25 protein-coding genes and 1 pseudogene are annotated in these 23,168 nt (G+C 74.7%); 21 read left to right on the top strand and 5 right to left on the bottom strand.

Annotation, left to right across the window (positions count from 1 at the left end):
* Positions 1-111 precede the first annotated feature (111 nt).
* The 4 genes from ACFCLZ_RS06080 (at position 112) to ACFCLZ_RS06065 (ending at position 3,638) form a co-directional block, all read left to right on the top strand.
* The gene (locus ACFCLZ_RS06080) at positions 112-912 is read left to right on the top strand and encodes a siderophore-interacting protein (RefSeq protein ID WP_380283676.1); all 801 of its coding nucleotides are present in this window, start codon (positions 112-114) and stop codon (positions 910-912) included.
* A 184-nt stretch (positions 913-1,096) separates the two neighbouring features.
* On the top strand, positions 1,097-1,630 hold the full coding sequence (locus ACFCLZ_RS06075; RefSeq protein ID WP_380283675.1) for a hypothetical protein: 534 nt from the start codon (positions 1,097-1,099) through the stop codon (positions 1,628-1,630).
* A 176-nt stretch (positions 1,631-1,806) separates the two neighbouring features.
* Positions 1,807-2,967, top strand: a complete 1,161-nt coding sequence (locus ACFCLZ_RS06070) for a PQQ-binding-like beta-propeller repeat protein (protein WP_380283673.1) — start codon at positions 1,807-1,809, stop codon at positions 2,965-2,967.
* A 236-nt stretch (positions 2,968-3,203) separates the two neighbouring features.
* Positions 3,204-3,638 (top strand): hypothetical protein, encoded by a 435-nt coding sequence (locus tag ACFCLZ_RS06065; protein ID WP_380283672.1) that lies wholly within the window; start codon positions 3,204-3,206, stop codon positions 3,636-3,638.
* A 36-nt stretch (positions 3,639-3,674) separates the two neighbouring features.
* Here ACFCLZ_RS06065 and ACFCLZ_RS06060 read toward each other — a convergent pair whose 3' ends face one another.
* Positions 3,675-4,340, bottom strand: a complete 666-nt coding sequence (locus tag ACFCLZ_RS06060; RefSeq protein ID WP_380283671.1) for an RES family NAD+ phosphorylase — start codon at positions 4,338-4,340, stop codon at positions 3,675-3,677.
* Between the two features lie 4 nt (positions 4,341-4,344).
* Complete coding sequence (locus tag ACFCLZ_RS06055) at positions 4,345-5,013, bottom strand: hypothetical protein (RefSeq protein WP_380283669.1); 669 nt, start codon at positions 5,011-5,013, stop codon at positions 4,345-4,347.
* A 333-nt stretch (positions 5,014-5,346) separates the two neighbouring features.
* On the opposite strand from ACFCLZ_RS06055, the gene ACFCLZ_RS06050 reads away from it, so the two are divergent.
* The 5 genes from ACFCLZ_RS06050 to ACFCLZ_RS06030 are packed head-to-tail and all read left to right on the top strand — an operon-like array spanning position 5,347 to position 13,378.
* A complete protein-coding gene (locus ACFCLZ_RS06050; RefSeq protein WP_380283668.1) occupies positions 5,347-6,774 on the top strand; it encodes a hypothetical protein in 1,428 nt (475 codons plus the stop codon).
* The gene (locus tag ACFCLZ_RS06045) at positions 6,764-8,944 is read left to right on the top strand and encodes an AAA family ATPase (protein ID WP_380283667.1); all 2,181 of its coding nucleotides are present in this window, start codon (positions 6,764-6,766) and stop codon (positions 8,942-8,944) included. The genes ACFCLZ_RS06050 and ACFCLZ_RS06045 overlap by 11 nt, the downstream gene beginning before the upstream one ends.
* Entirely contained in the window at positions 8,932-9,639 is a 708-nt protein-coding gene (locus ACFCLZ_RS06040; protein ID WP_380283665.1) for a 4Fe-4S cluster-binding domain-containing protein, read from the top strand. Before ACFCLZ_RS06045 ends, ACFCLZ_RS06040 begins: the two co-directional genes overlap by 13 nt.
* Positions 9,627-10,205, top strand: coding sequence for an FHA domain-containing protein (locus ACFCLZ_RS06035; protein ID WP_380283664.1), 579 nt, complete (start codon positions 9,627-9,629; stop codon positions 10,203-10,205). Before ACFCLZ_RS06040 ends, ACFCLZ_RS06035 begins: the two co-directional genes overlap by 13 nt.
* Before the next feature lie 29 nt (positions 10,206-10,234).
* Positions 10,235-13,378, top strand: coding sequence for a hypothetical protein (locus ACFCLZ_RS06030; RefSeq protein ID WP_380283663.1), 3,144 nt, complete (start codon positions 10,235-10,237; stop codon positions 13,376-13,378).
* Between the two features lie 677 nt (positions 13,379-14,055).
* Here ACFCLZ_RS06030 and ACFCLZ_RS06025 read toward each other — a convergent pair.
* Positions 14,056-14,628: a TetR/AcrR family transcriptional regulator gene (locus ACFCLZ_RS06025; protein ID WP_380283662.1), complete on the bottom strand. Its 573-nt coding sequence runs from the start codon at positions 14,626-14,628 to the stop codon at positions 14,056-14,058.
* A 135-nt stretch (positions 14,629-14,763) separates the two neighbouring features.
* On the opposite strand from ACFCLZ_RS06025, the gene ACFCLZ_RS06020 reads away from it, so the two are divergent.
* Positions 14,764-15,195, top strand: a complete 432-nt coding sequence (locus ACFCLZ_RS06020) for a nuclear transport factor 2 family protein (RefSeq protein ID WP_380283661.1) — start codon at positions 14,764-14,766, stop codon at positions 15,193-15,195.
* 20 nt (positions 15,196-15,215) lie between these two features.
* On the opposite strand, the pseudogene ACFCLZ_RS06015 reads toward ACFCLZ_RS06020, so the two are convergent.
* Positions 15,216-15,806 (bottom strand): annotated as a pseudogene (locus tag ACFCLZ_RS06015) (alpha/beta hydrolase fold domain-containing protein); the annotation flags it as partial.
* 203 nt (positions 15,807-16,009) lie between these two features.
* Here ACFCLZ_RS06015 and ACFCLZ_RS06010 point away from each other — a divergent pair.
* The 11 genes from ACFCLZ_RS06010 to ACFCLZ_RS05960 all read left to right on the top strand — a co-directional run bounded on the left by ACFCLZ_RS06010 (position 16,010) and on the right by ACFCLZ_RS05960 (position 21,904).
* Entirely contained in the window at positions 16,010-16,252 is a 243-nt protein-coding gene (locus tag ACFCLZ_RS06010; protein ID WP_045704700.1) for a hypothetical protein, read from the top strand.
* Entirely contained in the window at positions 16,224-16,754 is a 531-nt protein-coding gene (locus tag ACFCLZ_RS06005) for a DUF6879 family protein (RefSeq protein ID WP_380283660.1), read from the top strand. The genes ACFCLZ_RS06010 and ACFCLZ_RS06005 overlap by 29 nt, the downstream gene beginning before the upstream one ends.
* Positions 16,755-16,774: 20 nt before the next feature.
* The gene (locus ACFCLZ_RS06000; protein ID WP_380283659.1) at positions 16,775-17,623 is read left to right on the top strand and encodes a helix-turn-helix domain-containing protein; all 849 of its coding nucleotides are present in this window, start codon (positions 16,775-16,777) and stop codon (positions 17,621-17,623) included.
* 313 nt (positions 17,624-17,936) lie between these two features.
* On the top strand, positions 17,937-18,170 hold the full coding sequence (locus tag ACFCLZ_RS05995) for a hypothetical protein (protein WP_380283657.1): 234 nt from the start codon (positions 17,937-17,939) through the stop codon (positions 18,168-18,170).
* A gap of 54 nt (positions 18,171-18,224) precedes the next feature.
* Positions 18,225-18,395 (top strand): hypothetical protein, encoded by a 171-nt coding sequence (locus ACFCLZ_RS05990; protein ID WP_380283656.1) that lies wholly within the window; start codon positions 18,225-18,227, stop codon positions 18,393-18,395.
* Positions 18,396-18,493: 98 nt separating this feature from the next.
* The gene (locus tag ACFCLZ_RS05985) at positions 18,494-18,694 is read left to right on the top strand and encodes a hypothetical protein (RefSeq protein WP_380283655.1); all 201 of its coding nucleotides are present in this window, start codon (positions 18,494-18,496) and stop codon (positions 18,692-18,694) included.
* Positions 18,695-18,700: 6 nt separating this feature from the next.
* Positions 18,701-18,850 (top strand): hypothetical protein, encoded by a 150-nt coding sequence (locus ACFCLZ_RS05980; RefSeq protein WP_380283654.1) that lies wholly within the window; start codon positions 18,701-18,703, stop codon positions 18,848-18,850.
* 129 nt (positions 18,851-18,979) lie between these two features.
* Complete coding sequence (locus tag ACFCLZ_RS05975) at positions 18,980-19,402, top strand: hypothetical protein (protein WP_380283653.1); 423 nt, start codon at positions 18,980-18,982, stop codon at positions 19,400-19,402.
* On the top strand, positions 19,399-20,055 hold the full coding sequence (locus ACFCLZ_RS05970) for a hypothetical protein (RefSeq protein ID WP_380283652.1): 657 nt from the start codon (positions 19,399-19,401) through the stop codon (positions 20,053-20,055). The genes ACFCLZ_RS05975 and ACFCLZ_RS05970 overlap by 4 nt, the downstream gene beginning before the upstream one ends.
* Positions 20,019-20,861: a hypothetical protein gene (locus ACFCLZ_RS05965; protein ID WP_380283651.1), complete on the top strand. Its 843-nt coding sequence runs from the start codon at positions 20,019-20,021 to the stop codon at positions 20,859-20,861. Before ACFCLZ_RS05970 ends, ACFCLZ_RS05965 begins: the two co-directional genes overlap by 37 nt.
* Entirely contained in the window at positions 20,858-21,904 is a 1,047-nt protein-coding gene (locus ACFCLZ_RS05960) for a GNAT family N-acetyltransferase (RefSeq protein ID WP_380283650.1), read from the top strand. Before ACFCLZ_RS05965 ends, ACFCLZ_RS05960 begins: the two co-directional genes overlap by 4 nt.
* Here the strand turns inward: ACFCLZ_RS05960 and ACFCLZ_RS05955 are convergent.
* On the bottom strand, positions 21,880-23,085 hold the full coding sequence (locus ACFCLZ_RS05955) for a serine hydrolase domain-containing protein (protein ID WP_380283649.1): 1,206 nt from the start codon (positions 23,083-23,085) through the stop codon (positions 21,880-21,882). The two genes, ACFCLZ_RS05960 and ACFCLZ_RS05955, sit on opposite strands and share 25 nt — an antisense overlap.
* Positions 23,086-23,168: the final 83 nt, after the last annotated feature.

Genomic DNA, 23,168 nt, shown 5'->3' with positions numbered 1-23,168 from the left:
GCGGGGGCGAACACGCGCCAAGATAGGTTAGCCTTACCTAAATTCAGGTGAGAGGAGACGGCCCTGACCAGCACCACCGCCCCCGCGCGCTTCCTGCTCTTCCCGCTCCAGGTGATCCGGGTCACCCGGATCACCCCGCACATGGCCCGGATCACCCTCGGCGGCCCCGGCCTCGCCGGATTCGTCAACGGCGGCCTCGACCAGCGGGTGAAGCTCCTGCTGCCCCTCCCCGGACAGACCGAACCCGTCGTGCCCGAGGGCGAGGAGGAGTTCGGCTGGTACCAGAGCTGGCGGGCCATGGACCCCGCCGTCCGCCCGGTGCTGCGCACCTACACCGTCCGCGCCCAGCGCCACGACCCCGACGAGGTCGACATCGACATCGCCGTCCACGGCGACCACGGACCCGGCTCGCGCTGGGCCGTGACGGCGGCGCCCGGCGACCGGGTGGTCGTCTGCGGGCCGGCGATCGAGGACGCCGGCGGCGTCGAGTTCCGGCTGCCCGACGGGGCGGACTGGGTGCTGCTCGCGGGGGACGAGTCCACCCTGCCCGCCGTCGCCGCGATCCTCGACGAACTGCCGGCGGGCCTGCCGGTGAAGGTGTTCGCCGAGGTCGACAGGCCGCAGGAGCACGCCTACCTGCCCGCCGGCCGCGCCGGCACCGAGATCACCTGGCTGCACCGGGGCGCCCCGGGCACCCCCGCCCTCCCCGACGCCGTCCGCGCCGCAGCGTTGCCGGGCGGCACGCCGTACGCGTGGATCGCGGGCGAGGCGGCGGCCGTCCGCGAGCTGCGCCGCCACCTGGTCGGCGAGCGCGGCTACGACCGGCGCGCCGTCTGCTTCATGGGCTACTGGCGCCTCGGCCGCACCGAGGACCAGCGGGCCGACGAACCGGTGGAGGCGGACGCGGACTGAGGCGGGCTGACGCGGATTGACGCGGGCTGACGCGGGCGAGTCCGGATTCGAGGGCGCTCGAAGGGCTTTGCCCGGCGGTCCCGCGCGCCGTGAGACTGGCCGGGCCGACGCGATCACGGCGTCGGTGTACCGGAACGTTCCCCAAGGTGTCTCACGCAGCAGCGACTTCAGGAGAGTTCCCGTCATGAGAATCCCTCGTTCCCTCGTTCCCCGCGCCGGCGTCGCCTTCGGCGTCGTGCTGATGGCGGCCGGGCTGCTGGGCGGCCCGGCCCACGCGGCCGACGGCGCCCCGGCCGCGAGCGCCCCCGCAGCCGCCGCGGCCGTGTCCGATGCCAACCAGACCGTCATCTACGGCACCGCGGGCCTCAACCGCGGGGAGAGCTGGTCCTCGCCGGACGGCAGCACCGTGCTCTACCAGCAGTGGGACGGGCATGTGGTGCTGTACAAGAACAACGTCGCCATCTGGACGGCCGTCGGCACGTACGGCGTCGGCACCTACCTCTACATGCAGGCGGACGGCAACCTCGTCGCGTACGACGCCGGCATGCGCGCGGTGTGGAACAGCCGGACGCCGTACCACCCGGGCGCCTACCTCGCCATCCAGAACAGCGGCAACCTCGTCATCTACTCGGGCAGCACCCCGCTCTGGTGGTCCAACTACCGCCCCGGCGGGGACCCGACCGACCCCGAGTGCCGCCCGGGCCGCCTCTGCCCGTGACCGGGTGACCGGGTGACCGCATGACCGCATGACCGGGTGACCGGGTAGCGCGGTGACCCGCAGACCCGCCCCGCCCGGCTCCCGTCCGGGCGGGGCGTACCCGTGCGCGGTGCCCGAAAGGGCCGACCACCGCCACCGGGGGAACCGGGGGAGCGGTCGGCGATGTCGTGGGCGGCGTGAACTCCGACACCGCGCGCAACGAGCCCTCCCCGCACCGGATCGACCGCCGCCGCCTGCTGCTGAGCGCTGCGGCCGGGCTGGGCGCGCTCGCGGTGCCGGCCGGGGCCCGGTGGTGGGCGGTCCGGGAGACCGCCCGCGGCCCCCGGCTCTGGGACGCGGCGGACGCCGGCGGGCGGGTCGTCCCGTCGGCCGATCCCCGGGGGCACCTCTACGCGGCCGGGTACGACGGCAGCGTCCGGGCCCTCGACCCGGGCACCGGCGCCGTCCGCTGGGCCACGGCGGTCAGCACGGCCGACGCCGCCGAGAACCGGGGCGGCTGGCCGCTGGCCGAGGGCGGCGGCGTGGTGTGCGTGAACTCCGCGACCAAGGTCCAGGCTTTTGACGCCGCCTCGGGAGAACCGCGCTGGGAGGTCGCCGTGCCCGACTGGCGGGACTTCTCGACGGCCCAGGGCGTCGCCGTGGCGGGGGACAGTGTGATCATCGTCGACGGGGCGTCGCTGCGCTCCTTCGACGCGGCCACCGGCCGGGCCCGCTGGAGCGGCCCGCCGGCGGTCTCGGGCGCCCCGCTCGTGGCCGGGGACACCGTGTACGTCCCCGGCCGGTCCGCGGGGCTGCTCGCGTTCGACGTCCGCAGCGGCGAGCAGCGGTGGGCGCAGGACGGCGTCGGCTTCGTCTTCGACCCGCCGGTCGTCCACGGCGGCATCGTGCACGTGGCGGACACCGACCTCGCCTCGGGGAGGTCGACCGTGTTCGCCTTGGAGGCGGCCACCGGTCGGGTGCTCTGGAAGCGGGCGCAGCAGCACGGCCCGATCGGCCCGGCGGCCGCGGACGGTGCGGTCTGCCTGATCAAGGGGGACCAGCTGCTGGCCCTGGACGCGGTGACGGGCGACGAGCGGTGGACGGCCACCGTGCCGCGCGGGATGGGGCGGGGGACGAGTTCGCTGACGGCCGCCGAGGGCGCCGTGTACGTCGGGACGAACGACGACCGCCTCTTCGCGTACGACCTGACGACGGGCCGGCTGCGCTGGCAGGACGAGCCGGAGCGCCTCCGCGCCGACACCGCGTTCACCTGGGTCTCCCTGGCCGTCGCCGGATCCGCCGTCTACCGGGGCAGCCGCACCGGCCTCCGCGCGTTCACCGCCCTTCCCTCGGCCTGAGCCTGAACCTGAGCGCGAGCTTGAGCCTGAGCTTGAGCGCGAGCCCACCTGCGGGCCATGTATTTTGCAAAGTCTCATACTTTGCAAAGTGCGAGGGCGGCCACGACAGGGGCGGTGAACTGGGTATATGTGTCGATACTTTGCAAAGTGACACTTTGCAAAGTATCGACGGCGGGGCGAAGCGGAGGAGTGAAAAGGCCATGGTGCGGACGGCGTCCGGCGGGTAGCTTCGTACCGTGACCATGGTGAGCGGGGCGGGCGGCCGGGCGACGGTCGTGCTGTGGGCGGTGCTGACGGCGCTGTGCGTGGGGGCGGTCGGTGTCGCGCTGCTGCTCGGCCTGACCCAGGTGGCGCCCTGGGGGACGGCGGAACGCGTGGCGGTGTCGGAGTGCGAGACCAGGCACGCCGGACGCAACGCCTACGTCCAGTGCGACGGCCTCCTCGCCGACGGCACCCGCGTCTCACTGCGCCACGCCGGCCGGCCCGGCGAGAGCGTGGACGCGGTGCAGGCGCCCTGGGGCTCGTACGTCGTTCCCCGCAGGGGACTCGCCGCCTGGTCCGCGGCCCTGGCGGCCCCGGCGGCGCTGCTCCTGGCCGCCGCGGCGTGCACCGTCGCCCTGCGGCGGGCGGTGCGCCGGACCAGGAACCGGCCGATGGCCCTGCGCTGGTGAGACCCGCGAAGGCCGGCCCGGCCGACGCCCACGGCCCTACCGGCGCGGCGGGTCGATCCGGGTGCGGGCCGGAGCGAGGAGGCGGTTGAGCAGCTCGGCGCCCTCGGCGGTGTCCAGCGCGACGGGCGCGGGCCCGGCCGGCTTGACGAGGGGGGTGGCGGCGTCCCGCTCGTAGAGGACGCAGGCGCTGCTCCCCAGGTCCCGCTTGGACGGCCAGCGCAGCCCCAGCGCCCACGGCGCCTGGCCGCGGATCCAGGCCGCCCAGCGGCGGGTGCGCGGGTAGGCGTCGGGAGTGGAGTGGATCAGCCACTCGTCCTGGTGGACGGCCGCGAGCTGGTCGAGCGTCATCAGGCCGACCAACGGGATGTCGCAGGTGGTCTCGATCCGCGACAGCACCCTGCCCCGCACCGAGGCACGCCGGATCCGCCGCCGGCCACGCTCGTCGAACGGGACGCCGCGGACCAGCGTCTCCATCACCGCAGTCCGCTCCGAGAACCCGGCGTACAGGTACGGCAGGTGGGCGCCGTCGCCCTCGTAGGAGCAGAACCGGCCGCCCTCGTAATGGGTGTCGGAGGGGTTCGGGTTGAACGAGGTGGCCGGGTACGCGGCGGAGTGCACCCGGTGGAGGACGGTTCCGGCGGGCAGCACCTCGCGGAACGGGGCGGCGCGCACGGCCGGGGCGGGGACCTTCACGTCGGGCATGCCCTCACCACTCCGCGATCTCGGCGCGGGCGGCGGCGAGCAGCGTGCGCTCACCGGCGGTGCCCAGCAGACGGGCGGGCACGGCGTCCAGCCAGGCGTTGGCGCCCAGCCACCAGTCGGCCACGCCCCACGGGTCGTCGGCGGCGTCGAGCAGGCGGTTGACGGCCACGACGACGGGCAGCGGGCGTCCGGAGGCGCCGTCGAACTGGAACGACGGGAGCCGGACGGTGCCCTGGCGGTCGGTCAGCCGGATGAGGTCGGGGTCGGCGGGGTCGTGCCCGCCGGCCCGGTAGGCGGCGGCCGTGACGGAGTCCGCGGCGAGCAGCCAGTCGTCGGCGTCGTCGGGGGGCGAGGCGCCGGGGGCGGCCGAGGCGGGTCGGACCAGGTGCGCGATGCCGGCCTGGAGGGTGAAGGACCCGATGTCCTTGCTGCCGACCCGGACGCCGTTGTCGCCCCGGGCATAGCGCACGGAGTCGTCGAACAGCTCCCGGAGCGGGTGCCCGTCCGGGAGGGCGGCGAGCACCAGGCGGACGATCCTGCGCGCGACGCGTTCCGGATCGCCGGTCGTGTCCTCGGCGAGTGCCTGGAGCCCGGCCAGGGACGGCGCGTCGAGGAATTCGCGGATCTCGTCCCAGTGCGCGCGCAGCGCTGCCAGGACGTCCTCCGGTGGCACCACCGTCCCCTCACCCCCCTCAGCCCGGTTGCGACCCCGACCCCGCGGGTGCCGACGGTACGTCAATCTAGCGCGTCGGAGCCCGGCCGCGGGTGGTGATCTCGGATTTGCAAAGGCCGAACGGCCATGGCCGGTTCTGCGGCATGATGGGGCCTCAGCAGCACCTCGGGGGCGGTGCCGGTTCGCGCGCGGTCGTCTGTCACGTGTCCTCACGTCCTCACGTCCTCACGCACGACCCGTACCGGTCTCGGCGGCGCGTGCGCAGGGGGTCCGGACCGGTGGCATGCCGTCGGTCCGCGCCGCAGGTCACGACTCGCGCTCGGAAGGCGGCCGGTGAGCAGTTCCGCGGGATACGGGTGGTCCTACGTCAACCAGGAGGCCGAGCGCCGCCGCAGGTTGCGGGCCCGGCTGGCCGCCGAGGCCCAGCGCGCCGAGAACCTCCGGCGGGCCGAGGAGCGGCGGTCGGAGCTGCGTGCCCGGCTCGGCGAGCTGGGCGAGCAGGCCCAGGGGCTGCGCGGCGAGGCCAGGCAGCTGCGCCGCGCCTACCGCACGGCCCGGGTCACCGTGGAGACGGTCGCCGTCGGGGCGGGGGCGGACGAGGCCGAGCTCACGCGGGCGATCGAGCGCGCGCAGGCGGCGAACGCCCGCGCGGCGCGGGAGTTGGCGGAGGCGGTGCAGGACGTCTGGTCGGCGGTGCTGCCGGAGGCGGTGGCCGAACCGGAACGTCCGCGCCCGGTTCGCTCGGACCGGGCCGACCGCGCCGCCGCCGATGCCGCCACGGCCGAGGCCGCCGATGCCGCCGAGCGCGAGCGTGCCGAACGGACCGGGCGGGTCCGCGCCGGCGCCCTCGCCGAGGCGCAGGCGATCCTCGACCGCGACGTGCCCCGCTGTGACCCGGCCGACCTCGAGCGGGTGGCGGGCCTGGTGCGCTCGCTGAAGGCGGCCGGCACCGTCTCCGAGGTGCGGACGACGCTCACCGACCTCGCCGCGCTCGTCCAGCACTCGGTGCAGCGCCGCGCCCGCGAGGAGGAGCGCGCCGAACTGCGCGCCGCCCTGGCGGAACTGGCCCAGGAGGCGGATCCGGCCGACCGGGACCGGCTGCTCGCGTCCCTCGCCGCCGCCGACGACCCGGCGTACCTGCGGCCCGACGTGGAGGAGGCGCTGGCCCGGGCGGACGCGCGCCGCCACCGGGCGCCGGTGGTCGCGGCGCTCGCCGAGGTGCTGCGCGCCCGGGACTACCAGGTGGGCGAGGGCTTCGAGGACCTGCTCGCCGAGGAGGGCGCGGTGGTGGTGCCGTTCGGCGACCCGGACCCCGGGCGGGCGGCGGCCTCCGCTGCGGGCGGGACGGACGGTGAGCCGCCCGCCGCCGGGTACGGGCTGCGCCTGGTGCTGGCGCCCGGCCAGGCGACCCTGACCACGGCGGTGGTCCGCCGCGACGACGGCGGGACCGGCGACCGGGAGCACGACGAGGAGCGGAACGAAGAGCGGAACGAGGAGCGGGACGAGGAAGTCCAGCAGTGGTTCTGCGAGGAGCAGTTGCCCGCGATCGAGGAGGGCGTCCGGGAGCGGGGCGTCCGGCTGGAGCGGACCTCCGCGATGCCGCCGGGCGCGCTGGCCGCGGGCCTCGTGCCGGGCGGATGGTGGCCGCAGCCGCCGTCCGAGGCCGCCCCGCCGCGCCGCCGCAGGAAGGGGAGCGGCGCCACCAGGAGCGAGTCGACCGGAGCCCGCCCGAAGCCGCAGGAGCGTCACCGTGACCGCTGAGCCCCCGCCCGCCGACCGGGCCGCCCCTACGGACGGAGCCGACCGTACGGAGCGGGCGGACCTGCGCAAGGACGCCGCGCCGGACCCGGCCGAGGACAACGATCGCCCGGCCACGCCCAGTTGGATCCGCGAACTGGACATGGCGCTCACCGTCTACCCGCAGGTGCTGCTCACCGGCAACGTCCGTGACCAGTACCTGCTGCCGGACGACCACGCCGCCGGCAGCAGCGGGACGCTCGCGCCGTACACCCTCGGCGGAGTGATCGAGTCGGTCTGCACGGCCCGCGGCTACGGTGCGATCGCGTTCGTCGACCAGGTCAACGACCGCATCGCCCTGCTGCGGCTGAGCGCCACCCCGGAGCAGATCCCGGCGGTGATCCGGGAGTTCGTCGAGCGCGACGAGCGGTGGCGGCGCGGGCGCGGCGCGGCGCCGAACGGCTCCGGCGAGGGCGGCTCGGGCGAGGGCGGCTCCGGCGAGGACGACGACGAGGCGGACATGCTCGACCGCCTGCGCGACGCGATGGTCGGCGTCGTCCAGCACCCCGGCCCGCCGATCGCGCTGGTCGTCCCGTACGCCGGCCGGCTCGGCTCGCCGCAGGCCCCCGTCGACGGGGAGGCCGCCCGATTGTTCGCCGCCGCCGAGGAGTTGGGCCACACCGCCCGCCCGGTGCAGGGCGCGAGCACCGTCACGCCGTACAACACGGTGTTCTGGGTGGTGGAGCGACAGGAGGAACTGCCGAGGGAGTTCGCGGTCGGCAGCCGCGCCGTGCGGGTGATCAACGTGCCGCAGCCGCCGCACGACCAGCGGTTGGCCGCCGCCCGGCACGTGGTCGGTGGGCTCGCCCGCTACCAGGCGGCGACCGGCGGCCCGTCCCTGACCGAGGCCGAGACCGCGGCGGCGGCCAAGTCGCTCGCCGACTCCTCGCACGGGATGGGCAGTTCGGAGGTCATGGCGATCGGACGGATGGCCCTGGACCGCAGCCTGCCGGTGCAGCGGCTCGACGAGGCAGCCCGGCTGTACCGGATCGGCGTGCTCGACAACCCGTGGGCCACCGCCGCGCTGCGCGAACGCATTGCCGACGGCGAGGAGTTCCTCAACGGCAAGGTGATCGGCCAGCCGCACGCCGTGCGCCGCACCCTGGAGATCTTCATGCGCTCGGCGGCCGGGCTCAACGGCGCCCAGGCGTCCAGCTCGCCCAGCCGTCCGCGCGGCACGCTCTTCCTCTCCGGTCCGACCGGCGTCGGGAAGACCGAACTCGCCAAGGGCGTCGCCGAGATGATCCTCGGCAAGGACGCCCGGCCGATCCGCTTCGACATGAGCGAGTTCGCCGAGGAGCACGCCCGGGACCGGCTGATCGGCGCCCCGCCCGGGTTCGTCGGCCACGACGCGGGCGGTGAACTCACCAACGCCGTACGGGCCAACCCGATGAGCGTGCTGCTCTTCGACGAGATCGACAAGGCGAACCCGCGGCTGTTCGACCTCTTCCTGCAGATCCTGGAGGACGGCCGGCTCACCGACGGGCGCGGCGCCACCGTCTACTTCACCGAGTGCGTGCTGATCTTCACCTCCAACCTCGGCGTCGCCGCCACCGTGCTGGGCGACCCGCCGGGCGGTGGGGGCGCGTCGGGCGGCGAGGTCGCGTCGGGCACGGAGGACTCCGGTGCCGGGGCGGCGGGCCCGGACGCGGCCGTCGGCGCCGCACCCCGTGCCGCTGGTCGTCAACTGGGCCGCCACGACGATCCAGTGACGGTGCGTCAGGCCCTGCGCGAAGCCTTCGACCTCTTCTTCAACGAGCAGATCAAGCGGCCCGAGCTGCGCAACCGCTTCGGCGACAACTTCATCCCGATGGACTTCATGCAGGAGAAGTGGGTGCCGCGGATCCTCGACAAGGCCATCGCCTCGGTGGCGGCCCGCGTCCAGGAGGTCCACGGCGCAGTGCTCACCCTCGCCGACGACGCCTGGGAGGTGCTGCGGGTCGAAGCCACCCGGCGGCTCGACCACGGCGGGCGCGGCGTGCTGACCGCCGTCGAGTCGGCGCTGGTCAACCCGCTGGCCAAGGAGGTCTTCCGGAACCCGCCCCGGCGCGGCGAGCGCATCGAGGTGGTCGCCGTGGAGGGCGACGGGGACGGCGAGGGCTACCGCCTGGAGGTCGAACGGTGGCCGGGCTGAGCGCCGACGGCGCCGCCGCTGCCGCGTCCACCGGCGCCGTGGCCGTCCGGGTCGCCCAGGTCTCCCGGCCGGTGACCGCGCTCGGCCCCGGCCGTCGGCTCGGCGTCTGGTTCCAGGGGTGCACGCTGGCCTGCCCCGGCTGCATGTCCCGGCACACCTGGGACCCTTCCGCCGGACGGGAGTTGACGATCGAGCGATTCTCCGTGATGTGGCGGGCGGCGCTCGCCGAGGGCCTCGACGGCCTGACCGTCAGCGGCGGCGAACCCCTGGAGCAGCCCGCCGCCCTCGCCGCGCTGCTCGCCGCCGCCGACGCGGAACGCCGCCGGGCCGGGGCCACGGCCGACCTGCTGGTGTACACCGGCCGGGAGCCCGAGGAACTGGCCGCCGACCCGGTCAGCGCGGCGGCCCTGGACGGCGCCGACGCGGTGATCACCGGCCGCTACCGGGCCGGGCAGCCCACCCGGCTCGTCTGGCGCGGCTCGGCCAACCAGCGGCTGCTCACCCGCACGGCCCTCGGCCGCGAGCGGTACGCGCCCTTCCTGGACCACCGGCCGGAGCGGCCCGAACTCCAGGTGCGCGTGAGCGAGGGCGAGGTCCGGGTGATCGGGGTGCCGCGCCCCGGGGACCTGGGCCGGATCGAGCGCGACCTGGTCCGGCGCGGCGTGACCCTTCGGGAGACCTCGTGGCGACCGTGATCTACCGCTGCCCGGTGGGCGCACCGGGGGAGTGTCCGACCTCGGCCACCCGGGGGTACTGCCAGGTGCACATGTTCCAGCAGTTGGAGCGGTACGACCCGGCCGAGGACGCACCGCCCGCGCCGCCGCCCGTGCCGCCGTCCACTGCCGCTCCCGAAGCCGCCGAAGCCGCCGGGGCCGCCGGGGCCGGAGACCCCGCGACCCGTCCGGCGCGCCCGCCCCGGCGGCCGGTGGTCCGGCTGGCCCTGGTGATCGCCGGGGCCATGCTGCCCGTCCACGGCGAACACCGGCGCGGGGGCGGCGGGCTGGCGGTCGGCCGCGACGAGGCCGACTGCGCCGCCGTCCCCGGCCTGGCCGGCCTCGACCAGCTCTCCCGGCGCCACGCGCGGCTGCGCTGGATCGACGGCGCGCTGCACGTCGAGGACCTGGGTTCGACCAACGGCACATTCGTCGACGGCCGCCGGATCACCGGCCCGACCCCGATCGGGCCGGGGCAGCGGCTGCGGTTCGCGATGGACGTGGACGCCCAGGTGATCGAGATCGACGAGTTCGGCGCTCCCCGGTGAGCCGGGGGCGCGAGGAGGAGAACGGCACGATGGCCGACACACCGCCGGAGCCGAGCCCGCCCACCCGCAAGCAGGGCCGCGGGCAGGCGAACGGCCGGGGCCGCGTCCCCGGCCGGTCCCCGCAGCGGAGTCCGGGATCCGGCGACACGCCGCCCGCCGAGAGCCCGCGCACCCGCGTCCAGCACGGCCCCGGCGGCCCGGACGGCGGCGCCGCCGACGCGGCGAGCCCGCGGACCCGGGTGCAGCGCGGCGCCCCCACCCGGGTCCAGCGGCCGGGCGGCCCCACCGGCCCCACCAGCCCCACCGGCCCCGCCGACGCGGCCGCGCCCACCGACCGCCCCACCCCCGCCCCGCCGACCGCCGACCCGGCCGGTGCCTTCCCCGCCGCCCTCACCGACCGCTACCACCCGCTGGGCCCCGTCGGCTCCGGCAGCGAGGGCACCGTCTGGCACGTCCGCCGCGCCGACGGCGGCGGCGACGCGGCCGTGAAGGTCGGCAACCCCGGCGTACGGGCGGACACCGAACTCCTCGCCCACCTCGCCGGCGACCCCGCCTTCCGCCGCCACGTCCCCGAGATCCTCGGCCACGGCCGGGTCGAGCACGCGGGCGCGCTCTGCGACTGGATGGCGATGGAGTACCTCCCGGTCACCCTCGCCGACCACGTCGCCGAGCTGCGCACCCGGCGCCGGCTGGACCGGCCCGGCGAGAGCGAGCGGATCATCCGCGAGCTGGTCGACCTGCTGGCCTTCTGGCAGAGCACCGTCGCGCGCAACCCGGTCGACTTCAAACCCGCCAACATCCTGGTCCGCCCGGCCGGCAAGGGCGGCCGCGGCGCCGCCCAGTTCGTGGTGGCCGACTTCGGCGGCGTCGCCAAACTCACCGCCAGCCGCCGCTTCTCCACCGACATGCAGGTCACCGTCGCCTACATGGCGCCGGAGCAGCTCGCCGGCCACAACCACCCGGCCGGCCCGTGGTGGGCGCTCGGCACCATCCTCCATGAGGTGTTCACCGGCGCCGGCCGCTACCGCCGGGCGGACGGCGGGCTGATCAGCGACGAGGCGCTGCAGATCCGGCTGGTGATGGACGCCGAGGTGGACGTCTCGGCGATCGCCGACGAGCGGCGCCGGCTGCTGCTCCAGGGGCTGTTCACCAAGGACCCGGCCGACCGCTGGACGGCCGACCAGGTCCGCGCCTGGCTGGCCGGCGGCAGCCCGGAGGTGGTCCGCAGCCGGGTCGACCCGCCGCCGCCCGCGCCCGCCCCGACCGGGCCCGCGCACCGTCCGGTCGCCTTCCGCGGCGAGGACTTCCACGACCCGGCCGCGCTCGCCGAGGCGCTGCTCGGGCGGTCGGCGGACGCGGCGGCGTGGCTGGTGAGCGGCGGGGCGCGGCGGCTGCGGGACTGGCTGCGGGACGAGGTGAAGGACACCGTTCTCGACCTGCACTACCTCAAGGACGTCGAGCGCGGCACCCCGGCGGAGAAGTCGGCGGCGGCCTCCCGGGCCGTGCTGGCGCTCGGCGCGGCGTTCGCGCCGGGCGCCGTCCCGTACGTGCGGGACCGCCGGGTGGACGCGGCGGGGCTGGCGCTTGTGGCGGGGGAGCCGGACGGGCCGGCGTTCGTCGACGAGCTGGTCGCCGCCGGGCTGCCCGGGCTCGCCGCCCGCTTCCACTGCGGGCACGAGGCCTGCCCGGAGCGGGCCTGCGCCCGGCTGCTCGGGCTCACCCAGCTGGCGGCCGTGCTGGACGCGGTCGAGCGCGAGGCCCGGGCCCTGCGCGGTCGGCTGACCGCGGACGAGCGCAAGGCCGCGCGGCGTTGGGCGCTGCTGCTCACCGTCCAGCCGGACGGGCAGCGGCGCGCGGTCGTCCGGCGGATCTCCGCGCTGCCCGGCCCGCTGGCCGGACTGCCCCCGCGTGCCCACACGGCGGTCGCCGCCATCGGCGGAGCGGCGGGAGCCGTGGCCGCACGGGTGCGCGGCGGTGGGCGCGGAGCGTTCGGCCGCAGCTGGTCGGAGCTGAGCCGCCGGGCGTTCGCCGCCGACCCGGCCACGGCCGACGGCCGGGGCGTGCTCGCCGCGGCGGCCGTGCTGCACGTGCGCAGCGTCCGGGCGGAGGGGAGGGGGAGCGGCCGCAACCGGGGGGCGTGGAAGGCGGATCTGCGCGCCTGGTGGGGCGGCGCACGCAGCGTACTGCCCCGGCGCGCGGTGGCAGGCGTGCTGTTGTTCCTCGCGCTCGGGATCACCCTCTGGGCGGGCACGGTCTGGCGGATGGCCGTCGACTTCGGCGCGGGCACGCGGCTGCTGCCCGGCGGCCCGTTCGGCGGCCCGCTGCGGACGGCGGGCGAGGCGGCGGCGCGGGCGACAGCGGGCCAGCTCGGCGCGGCGCTGGTCGCGGCCGTGGCGGTGGCCGCGTTCCCGGCCCGGATCGGACGGCGGGTGCTGTTCCTCGCCGTCGCCGCCTCCTTCGCCGTCGGCTACCTGAGCCTCGGACCGCCGATGACGGTGCTCGAGCCGCCGCGGTCGGTGGTCGACCGGGTGGTCATGTTCGAGGGCGGGATCGGGAGTTGGGCGGGCGTCGGCGCGGTGGGGGCGGTGGTGCTCGCGCTGGTCCTCAACGGCCGCTCGGCGCGCTGGCTGCTCACGCCCGCCCACGCGGCCGCGGAACGGGCGGCGGGCGACCGCCGCCGCCTCGCCGCCCGCCGCCGTCCGGCCGGCGCGGGCCAGGCCGGTGGCTTCCGCGAGCGGCTGCTGTTCGGACTCGGCGGGACGCTGGTGCTGACCCTGCTGCTGTGGGCGGCGGTCGAGATCCGGCTGGCCGTGGTGGACCGCGACCACCACTCCACCGCGGAGTCCTGGGGCACCGGGGTGGTCGGCGCCGCCTACCAGGCCGACTACCTGCTGTTCCTGGCCGCCCTCGCCTTCCTCGCGGCCTGCGCCACCCCCCGGGCCGCCCGCCGCCTCCTGGCCGCCGCCGCGATCGGCACGGTGGCCCTCGGCGCCTGGCCCCCACCCCTCGGCCCCTTCGAAGCCCTCCGCATCCCCGTCCTGGCCCCCTGGTTCCGCTCCCTCGCCACCCTCTGGGGCCACGCCGCCTTCTGGGCCGCCCTCCTGCTCATGCTCCCGCTCGCCTGCTACCTGGCCCGCTGGACCACCCGCCGCTTCACCGCCCCCGCGGAGTAGCGCCGCCGCCGCACCCCCGCCGGCAGGGCCGGCCGGTCCGACGCCCGGCCCCGACGTCCCGCGCACGGTGGCGGGCGCGGACGGGGTCACCGCCTCCTGCGGCGGCCGTGGTGGCCGGCGGGTCCGGTGCGGGGCAGGGAGCCATGGGCGGTGACGCCGACCGTGGCCGTCGACGGGGGCGTGTCGGCGGGGCGGCCCCCGGTCGGGGCGTGCCCGTCGCGCTCACGGTGTTGGTGAGCGGATCGCGCGCGGCGTCCTCCGCGGTGACCCGGTAGGCGACCACCGCCCCGGCCCGGGTGACGCTCGCCGGGGCGGCCGACCCGGCGGTCAGGGTGCCGAAGTCGGGGTTCAGGTCGTTCTCGTCGCCGTCCTTGCGGCAGGCCTGGGTGATCAAGGTGTCCAGCACGTCCTCGGTGACGTCCGAACCGAGCGTCAGGTCGCTGACGAGGTGCGAGGCGTTGCCGTAGCAGGCGGGCGCGTTGGAGCAGTCGTCGTGGACGAGGGCGGACAGCGCCCAGGCGTCGCGGCCGACGGCCAGGGCCTGGGCGACGAAGTCGACGGCGAAGGTCCGCGAGGTGACCGTGCCGCAGCCCGCGCGCAGCGCGGCGTTGCGTTGGCGTCCGGGCCCTGCGCCGGAGCAGAGGCCCCGGGCCTCCGTCGGCGGGGTCGCGTCGCCGTCAGTGCGGCCGCAGGCCGGTGAGGACCACCTCCAGTACGCGCCCGCGTCCGGCCGCGTCGGGGCCGAGCTGATCCAGGGCGGCGTTGGCGCCGACCAGCAGGGCGAGCAGGTCGGGCAGGGTCAGCCCGGGGCGGACGGCGCCGGCCCGTTGGGCGCGGTGCAGGAGGTCGGCCAGCAGCTCGCGGATCGCCGCCGAGGGCCCGCGCAGCGAGGTGTGGACGTCGATGCCGGCCGCCGCGAGGGCCCCGGCGAAGGCGGTCTTGCCCACCGACTGCTCGGCGATCAGCCGGAAGCAGGCGAACAGGGCGTCGGCGGGCTCGGACTCGGCGGCGACCCGGGCCGCCCCGGCCGCGATCGTCTCCAGCCGGCGCACCATCACCGCCTCCAGCAGCGCCTCCTTGGTGGGGAAGTGCCGGAACAGCGTGCCGACCCCGACGCCGGCGGCGCGGGCGATCTCCTCGGTCGGCACGCCGACGCCCCGGGCGGCGAACACCGCGGTGGCGGCGTCCAGCAGCTTGGCCCGGTTGCGGGCCGCGTCCGCCCGGAGCGGGCGGTCCTGGGTGCCGCTCAACTCTCCAACTCCCTTTGCTCGACGGCGGAAACGACGGGACGCGGCCCCTGGACAACCGGAGTGGCCAGTCCGTATCGTGTTAAACGGAGTCGCTGGTCCGGTTCCGGCGACCGCACATCATTCCGGGGGTTGATCATGTCCGAAACGCGGTCGCCGCGCGAGGTGTTCCACGCGCTGCTCGACGGCATCACGGCCGGGCGGTTCGCCGAACTGGCCGGGCTCTACGCCGAGGACGCCGTGGTGGAGATGGTGTACCAGCCGGTCGGCCCGCGCCGGGTGGAGGGGCGGGCGGCCCTGCGGGAACGGTTCCTCGCCGTCGGCGAGCGCGCGCTGCTGGAACTGAGCGCCGACAACGTGGTGGTCCGCACGACCGACGACCCCGAGGTGGTCGTCACCGAGTGGGACTACCGCGCCCGCCACCGCGCCACCGGGCGGGAGGTGACGGTGGCCAATCTCCAGGTGCTGCGCGTCCGTGACGGCCTCATCGTGCACAGCCGGGACTTCCACGACCACGCCGCCCTCGCCGACCTGCTCGGCACCCCGCCGCCGCAGCCGGCCGCGCGGTAGCGGGAGAGCCCGGCACGGGCTCAGCGCGCGAGGATCCGGCGCAGCCAGCGGATCCGCGCCTCACGGGCGTCCAGGCTGATCGCCGCTCCGGGGGCGAAGGTGTCGAAGCCGTGGAACGCGCCGGGCCAGACGTGCAGTTCGGCCTCGCCGCCGGCCCGCCAGATCGCGTCGGCGTACGCCACGGCCTCGTCCCGGAAGGTCTCGGCCGACCCCACCTCGACATAGGCCGCGGGCAGCCCCGAGAGGTCCGCCGCCCGCGCCGGGGCCGCGTACGGCGGCAGGTCCGCGGCGCCGTGGCGCTCGCCCAGCGCGGCCCGCCAGGCGGTCGCGTTGGAGATCCGGTCCCAGGTGTCGTGGCCCGCCAACTGGTGGGCGGAGAAGCTGTCGTTGCGGTCGTCGAGCATCGGACTCAGCAGCAGCTGGCCGGCCGGGACCGGTCCGCCGCGGTCGCGGGTCAGCAGGGCGAGCGCCGCGGCGAGGCCGCCGCCCGCGCTCTTGCCCCCGACGACGACGCGCCCGGCGTCGATGCCCAGCCGGTCCGCGTGGTCGGCCGTCCAACGGAGCCCGGCGAAGCAGTCCTCCACCGCGGCCGGGTACCGCGCCGCCGGGGCGGCCTCGGTGGCAGGTGGCCCCGGCGAGCGCGCCGGCCGACGGCACCAGGCCCCACCCCTCCTCATCACCGGACATTCCTCCGCCTCGTACCTGGCGGTTCGTCAGAAATGGAAAGTCCTGACAGGGGGAGCCTTCAGGGCGGAGTATGAGCACCGGCTCAGGTTTGCAACTGAGCGCAACCGGCTCGACACGGGAGGATCAGATGGCACTACGGTTCGTTGCGAAGGACGAGAAGTCGGGGGATCACGGCTCTCCCACTGTGTGGGTAGACCCCGAGACCAGGGACTTCGTCATTCAGGGGTGGAAGATTGACGAGGCCACGACGGCGGACTGCTTGGCTGACGGTCCGATCCCGGATCATGAGACCGTGGTCCGCATCCCTGCCCGCATGGCCAAGGCGCTCAAGGAGGCGTTGGATGTCGCAGAGCTTGAACAGCTTCGCTGACCTTTTGAGGTCTGCGCGGGAGTCGGCGGTCCACCTGGAACTGCGCGATGTCTACGCGGTCGACAACGAGGACGAAGGCTTTCGCGCATGGAAGTCCGGTCGCCGACTCGACCCTGCTGATCGCGCGTCGTGGTGGAGGCCGTGGCTGGACCTCGTCCAGGAGGTAACCGCCAACGGTGTCTCCCTGCGACGAGCCAGGGTCATCTCGGAGCCCGCCAGCGAGTACATCCGGTACGAGCACTCGTTCACGTTCACCAACGTGGCCGGCGGCGAGCAGGTGCGCTGGCTCCCTCGCCGGGGCGCCTCTGATCTCCTGCTGCCCGGAAACGACTTCTGGCTGTTCGACGGCAAGATCGTCCAGTTCAACATCTTTGACGGCGACGGCCGATGGGTGCACACCGATCAGAGTGACGATCCCGCTGTGGCGCGCAACTGCGCGGCGGCTTTCGACGCTGTGTGGGAGCGTGCTGTCCCTCACGAGGCATTCAGCGTCGCCGAGTAGTCACCGCAGCCGGCCAGTTCATGTCCTCTTCTCCTCTCTCCAGTGCCCAAGCCGCACGGAAGGCGCTCGCCGATCAGCTCGACCAGATCCGGCGGGACGCCGGACTTTCAGGGCTTGAACTGGCCGCGCGGTGCGGGTGGCACAAGTCCAAGTCATCCCGCATCGCCCGCGGCCTGACGGTTCCCTCCGACAGCGACATCCGTGCTTGGTGCACAGCGTGTGGGTCTGCGGAGAAGGCAGCGGATCTGATCGCAGCGTCGCGGACCGCTGAGTCGATGTACACGCAGTGGCGAGACCTCCACCGCGACGGCATGAGGCGAGTGCATCAAAAGACGCTGCCGCTCTACCAGCGGACACGAAAATTCAAGGTGTACGCCTCCAACGTCATGCCAGGGATGACGCAGACGGCCCCGTACGCGACCGGACTTCTCCGTTCGATTACGACCTTCCAGGGCACTCCGGACGACGTGGAGGACGCGGTCAAGGCCCGGCTGAAGCGATCCCGTGTCCTGCACGACGCCAGCCATCAGTTCGCCCTGATCCTGGAAGAGGCCGTTCTCTACTACGGCGTCTGCGATGACGAAGCACTCGCTGGTCAACTTGACCACTTGCTCGGGGTCTCGTCCCTTCCGAACGTCTCCGTCGGCGTGATCCCGTTTCGGGCTCGCCGGACCGTCTGGCCCCTCGAAGCGTTCTACGCATTTGACGAGAGCCTTGTGGCAGTCGAGACGCTTACGGCGGAGGTCAACGTCACCGCTCCTGGTGAGATCCGCACCTACCTTCGTGCCTTCGCCGAACTGGCCAAGATCGCGGTTCACGGAGCCGAAGCACGAAGCCGAATCGCCAAGGCCCGCAGCGCTCTCGGGTGAACCTGTGCAACCGCGTGCAACTTCGTGGCACCGTCTGTAGCCGACTCCCTACGGTCTATCACGCACCCCCCACCGCCACGGCGAAGGAGGACAGACCGATGGCGAGACGCAACCCCCCGCGTGAGTACCGCGAGGTCGTGACCGGCCCGAGCAAGAGTGAGTCGAACCGACCGGCCGCTGGCTGGAACCCGCTGGACGACTACCGAGCGGCGAACCCCGCTGGCAGTCCCCCCTCCGCGGGCTCCCTGCTCCAGCGGGACGCCGTGCTCTCCTCCTGCGTCTGCCGGGACTGCAAGGCCCGCAGACCGGCGGCATGACCGCCATGCCCAAGGCCGCACGCCAGCGCATGGAACCGCCGCCGCTGTGCCCGTTCTGCTTCCTTCAGACGGCGTACGACTCCCCGTCGCCCACCGACGACACCTGGGGATGCGACATCTGCGGGCGCTACGGCTTCCTCCTGTCGGCCGGGTACATCAGGGCCCACCCCGGCACGGACGCGGTGGTCGTGGCGGGAGTCAACCGCCACCCCGCCGGCCGCGCGGCCTGATCGGTAACGAGCACCACTACACCGCACGCCCCGACCCGATGGAGAGGCGCAACTGTGAACAGTGTGATCCAGGGCGACCCGGTCCGGCACCGGACGGCCGGCTGGACGGGCACCGTCGCCGAGACCCCGAGCAAGCTCGCCAACCACGCCTGGGTGAACCCGGACAGCTCCAGTGACCCCTACCCGCAGATGGTCCTCCTGACCGACTTGGAGCCCGCGGAATGAGCGCCCAACCGCTACCCGTCCGCGTGACCCCGCCATTCCCCGTTCGAGAGGACATCCCCCCGCCGACGCCGGTACGGATCGTGGGCGAGGGGTTGGTCGTGGACCGCCCCGACGGCTACCGGCAGGGGACCTGCTGGGTCTGCCACCGCGAAACGCTGGTCTGCGCGGGCACCACGCTCCAGGCCCCCGGCGACAGCGAGAGCACCTGCCACTCGATCTGCGACGACTGCATCGCCCGCGCCCGTCGGCCCCGCCGCCGCGCCGCGATGCGGGCCGCGCTCGACAAGCGCCCGGCGTAGGCCGCCGTGGACGACGGACAGGAGGAGTACCGCGAGGCCGCCGACCGGGCCGCCCGAGGACTCCCGACCCCGCTGCCGGTGGCCATCGCGCAGACGGTCGCGCTGGTCCTGCTCGCGGTCGTGGCCACCGCGCTCATCGCCTCCGGCCGCTACTGACCGTCGACCCACGCCCCCGGGCGCCCCGTGAACTCCCGGCTCGTCGTGAACCCCATGACGGGCCGGGGCACCACGCACGACTGCCCGCCCGCACCCGGGCGAGCAGAGCCAACCCGATTGGAGAGGCACGTGAGCACCGCCACCACCCCCAGCTCCACCGTGGAGCTGGACGAGCTGGGCAAGTTCTTCACCATCACCGCCCGCCGGATCGACGCGGGCGACATCGCCCCGCAGATGTTCTCCGGCGCGATCGACGCGGCGTGGCACACCCTCGTCGCGGACCCGGCCGCGCACGAGGCGTTCACCCTCCGGCACGCCGGCCGCAAGCTGGCCCACGCCGAGAGCGCGGGCAGCGGCTTCATCTCGTGGGTGAGCGCCTACGAGGAAGCGTACGGCCCCCTGCCGGAGGCGTGGTTCACCGACGCCAACGGCACCGTCAACACCGAGGCCCTGGCCCGCTACCGTGACACCGGCCAGGTCTGGGCGGAGTGGGACTGCTCGCCCACCGGCGGCGACGGCGACGACGTGGCCCCGGCGGCGTCCTACCTGTGATCACCGCACCACACGACGGGGCGTCCCGGCTCACCGCCGGGGCGCTCCGTCTCACCGAGGCCCGCACGGAGAACCCCGTCAGCGTGGACGTGGACGGCTACCTCGCCCACCTCACCGAGCACTGCCCGTTCCTGCGGCCCTCCGCCCGCCGGGGCATGACCGGGTGGACAGTCTACGAGGTCGCCCCGGGCAGCCACCGCTACGCCGTGGAAGCGGAGTTGTTCTACGCCGGGGTCCAGGCCGCGGAGTGGGTTCGCCCGCTCATGGGCCGCCCGTACGGCCTCCTGGCGTGCGAGAACGTGGTGTTGGTCGGGCACTGCGAAGGGGCGGACCACCGGGAGCTGATGGCCTGGCCGCACTGGGCCCTCAAGAACCTCTACGCCCCGGTCGGCGTGATGTTCGGGAAGTTCGCCCAGGGGGCGGTCGAGACCGGCCGGCGCGGGCAGAGCATCCCGCCGCCGCCGTTCTCGTTCCTGCCGGTGCGGGCGGGCGTCCGGCCGCTGGACCCGAAGTTCCTGGAAGACACGCCCGACCTCGCCACGGCGCTGTCCGTGGCGGTGGACGACGGCCGGGACGTCTTCGAGCACATCCCTTGCGAATGGAAGGCAGTACGAGAATGGGCGAGTTCGCTTCCGATGCCGCAGCGGCGTTGAAGGCCGCGGAGGCCGTCTGTGGGCCGGTCGAACTGGAGGAGATCAGCGACCGCCGGGGTTCGGCGGTGTGGAAGGCCAGCGGGCCGCGCGGCGTGGTGAGCATCAAGCTCGGCACCGGCGAGGCCGCCGAGGTCACCGCCCGCGAAGCCTCCGTGCTGGACCAGCTCCCCGGCTACACCGTGACCGTCGGCCGCTTTGACGGCCGGGTCTGGTTCGTCACCCCGTGGCTGACCGGACCGTCCACCTGGGACGTCTTCCGCCCGGTCCGCACGGGCGAGGGCGGGCGGGTCGAAGCCCTCGCCGCTGCGGTCGATCTGTGCCGGGCGGTGACCGACCTGCACGAGGCCGGATGGGTGCACGGCGACCTCCAGCCCCAGCACGGCATCCACACCGAGCAGGGTGTTCGGCTGCTGGACTTCGCGTGGTCCCGCCGGCTCGGCATCACGCCGTGGTCGACGTTCGACGGCACGATGATCCACCTCACCGCGCCCGAGCTGGCCGCCCGGATCATCAACGGACCCCAACCCGTCGAGACCACGCAGAGCGCCGACGTCTACGCTCTCGCCGGCACCCTGTGGACCTGCGTCACCGGCACCTGGCCGCTGGACTACGAGACGGCCGGGCTCGCCAAGGGAACGCCGCTGGACGCCCTGCGCAAGGCCATCGCCCACCGCGCCGTCCCGCTGACCACCCGCCTGCCGTGGCCGTCCCTCCAGGCCCGCCTGCGGCACGTCCTGCTGGCCGCCCCCGACCACAGGCCGAGTGCTGCCGAGCTGACCATGCTCGTGAAGGCAGCGGACGCGTGATCGAGCTGCGGGAGCTGGAGCCCGATGACGCCGAATCGGTGCAGCGGATCTACGGCCCGGAGTCGGTCAGGTACCTGGGGCGGGGCCCGATGGAACTCCGCGACGCGCAGGAGTTCGTGGCCGACGCCGTCGCTGCGGCGAAGCAGAGCCCGCGCACGCTCCACACCCTCGGCCTGGTCGTGGACGGTGACCTGCTCGGCGTCCTCAAGCTCCACCTGGACCGCTCCGCCGCCGCCATCAGCTACATCCTGCGCCCCGACTCCTGGGGCCGGGGCTACGCCACCGAGGGGGTGCACAGCATCCTCGCCCTGGCGTTCGGCCGCCTCGGCCTGCCGGAGGTCCACGCCAAGCACCATCCTGACAACCCGGCCTCCGGTCGCGTCCTCCTCAAAGCGGGATTCGTTCCGTCCGGCGAGCACATCGACTGCCTGACATACGTCGTCCGGCCGGCGCGAACGGTCGGCGGCTCCCTTTTCGAACCCGCACTCCCGACCCCCAGGGACACCCCCATGAGCGACAGTTCCGGCCCCGGCAGCTTCGACCCCGACGGCAAGCGGTGGCGCGCCGAGTACACGTTCCTGGGGCAGGCTGCGGTGCCCGGCCCGGACGGACTGCCGGGCCTGCGCGGGATTCCCGACAACATCGGCTGGTCGGCCGCCGACGACTTCGAACGGCTCGCCACGCAGTCGCGCAGCGCCTCCACCGTGGGCCTGGGGCGGGTGGTGGCGTCCCGCTCCCGCCATGCGGCGAGGTTCTCCGGCGTGACCGGCTCCCGCGCCGCCGCCCCTGCGGCCGTCAGCGCGGCCCGCAGCTCCGGATCGAACGGCGGGGGAGCCGCGGCCCGGCCGCCCGCAGTCCGACCGTCGGCACCATTCCCCATGAACGCCCCCTCGCCCCCGTCGGGTGCCCCGGCGGCACCCGATCCGCCCAGCTTGCCAGCCCCGGCCGGCCGGCGCGGGGCCGGAGGGGGAAGTCGGCCCGTCCGACGTCCCCCTCCGGCGCGCCGGCCGTCAGCGGGCTACTTGCCCGGCGGGATGTCGTAGACGTGGTCGGGTGTGACCACGCTCGTGATGGCCCGGCCGAGCAGGGTGCTGGGCTCGGATTCCTCGGACATGATGTCGGTGTTGAGCAGCACGACCAGGGTCGCGCACTCCTCCGGCAGGTAGATGGTGAGGCTCTCGTAGCCGGGCAGTGAGCCGTTGTGGCCGATCCAGCCGTTGATGTTGAAGATGCCGAGCCCGTAGCCCGCGCCGGGAATGCCGGTCGGCAGGACGTCGAGCCGCTGCGCCTGGGTCCCGGGCGACAGCAGGGTGCCGGTGGCGAGGTCCGTCGCCCAGTGGCGGAGGTCGCGCAGGTCGGAGACCAGCGCGCCCGCCGACCAGGCCCAGGACGGGTCCCAGTGCGTGGAGTCGGCGACCGCGCCGCTGGGCGTTTGGTCAGTGTAGCCGTGGGCGTACGGCGCGGGGAGTTCGGTGCCGTGCGGGAAGAGGGTGTGCCGCAACCCGCTGGGCCCGGTGATCCGGTCGCGGACGAAGTCCTCCAGGCTCCGGCCGCTCACATGCTCGACCAGCAGGCCGAGCAGGATGTAGTTGCTGTTCGAGTACTGGAACTGCGAGCCCGGCGCGAACTCGTTCTCGTGCCGGTAGCCGTAGGCGAGCAGTTCCTCGGGCGTGAAGACCCGGTCGGGGTCGTCGAGGAAGGCGTTGACGAAGTCGGTGTCCGAGCTGTACGGGAACAGGCCGCTGCGCATATCGAGCAGGTCGCGCACCCGGATCTCCTCGCCGCCGGGGACGCCGTCGAGATGCGCCGCGATCGGGTCGTCGAGGCCGATCAGGCCCTCGTCCACCAGCTGCAGCACGGCGGTGGCGGTGAAGGTCTTGGTCTCGCTGCCGATCCGCATGTTCAGCCGGTCCGTCATCGGCGCGCCGGTCTCCTTGTCGGCGACGCCGAAGGCCCGGAGGTAGGTGCCCCGGCCGGTCATCCAGAGGCCGACCTGCACGCCGGGGATGCCCGCCTGCTGCATCACCTGCTGGATCGCCTCGTCGAGCCGCGCCTGGAGCTCCGGGCTCAGTTCGGGGGATCCGGCGGCGTCCTCGGCGATGGTCGTGGCGGTGGTCGTGGCCGCGGGCGCGGCGGCCGGTGCGGCGCCGAGCGTCAGCGGCAAGAGCGCGGCGACGGCGAGCGCGGCCGCGGCGAGCGTGCGGGTCGGTGAGCGTCTTCTCATGGTGCGGGGCCTCTCTGCGGTTCGGAGGAGGTCTGCTGATCCGATCGTCGGCGACGAGGGTCCGGCCGACCGGCCGTCCGATG

Origin of the sequence: Kitasatospora purpeofusca, from assembly GCF_042691725.1 — a bacterium.
Lineage (GTDB): Bacteria > Actinomycetota > Actinomycetes > Streptomycetales > Streptomycetaceae > Kitasatospora > Kitasatospora purpeofusca_B.
The sequence above is the reverse complement of the archived record's forward strand: the minus strand, read 5'-3'. Positions and strand labels throughout refer to the sequence as shown.

Excerpts from the sequence above, each read along its gene's own strand:
- ACFCLZ_RS05995 (WP_380283657.1), top strand. The coding sequence starts at position 17,937 with ATGACCGCCATGCCCAAGGCCGCACGCCAGCGCATGGAACCGCCGCCG.
- ACFCLZ_RS06060 (WP_380283671.1), bottom strand. The coding sequence starts at position 4,340 with ATGCCCGACGTGAAGGTCCCCGCCCCGGCCGTGCGCGCCGCCCCGTTC.
- ACFCLZ_RS06010 (WP_045704700.1), top strand. The coding sequence starts at position 16,010 with ATGGCACTACGGTTCGTTGCGAAGGACGAGAAGTCGGGGGATCACGGC.
- ACFCLZ_RS06020 (WP_380283661.1), top strand. The coding sequence starts at position 14,764 with ATGTCCGAAACGCGGTCGCCGCGCGAGGTGTTCCACGCGCTGCTCGAC.
- ACFCLZ_RS06075 (WP_380283675.1), top strand. The coding sequence starts at position 1,097 with ATGAGAATCCCTCGTTCCCTCGTTCCCCGCGCCGGCGTCGCCTTCGGC.
- ACFCLZ_RS05955 (WP_380283649.1), bottom strand. The coding sequence starts at position 23,085 with ATGAGAAGACGCTCACCGACCCGCACGCTCGCCGCGGCCGCGCTCGCC.
- ACFCLZ_RS06005 (WP_380283660.1), top strand. The coding sequence starts at position 16,224 with ATGTCGCAGAGCTTGAACAGCTTCGCTGACCTTTTGAGGTCTGCGCGG.
- ACFCLZ_RS06030 (WP_380283663.1), top strand. The coding sequence starts at position 10,235 with ATGGCCGACACACCGCCGGAGCCGAGCCCGCCCACCCGCAAGCAGGGC.
- ACFCLZ_RS06000 (WP_380283659.1), top strand. The coding sequence starts at position 16,775 with ATGTCCTCTTCTCCTCTCTCCAGTGCCCAAGCCGCACGGAAGGCGCTC.
- ACFCLZ_RS05965 (WP_380283651.1), top strand. The coding sequence starts at position 20,019 with ATGGGCGAGTTCGCTTCCGATGCCGCAGCGGCGTTGAAGGCCGCGGAG.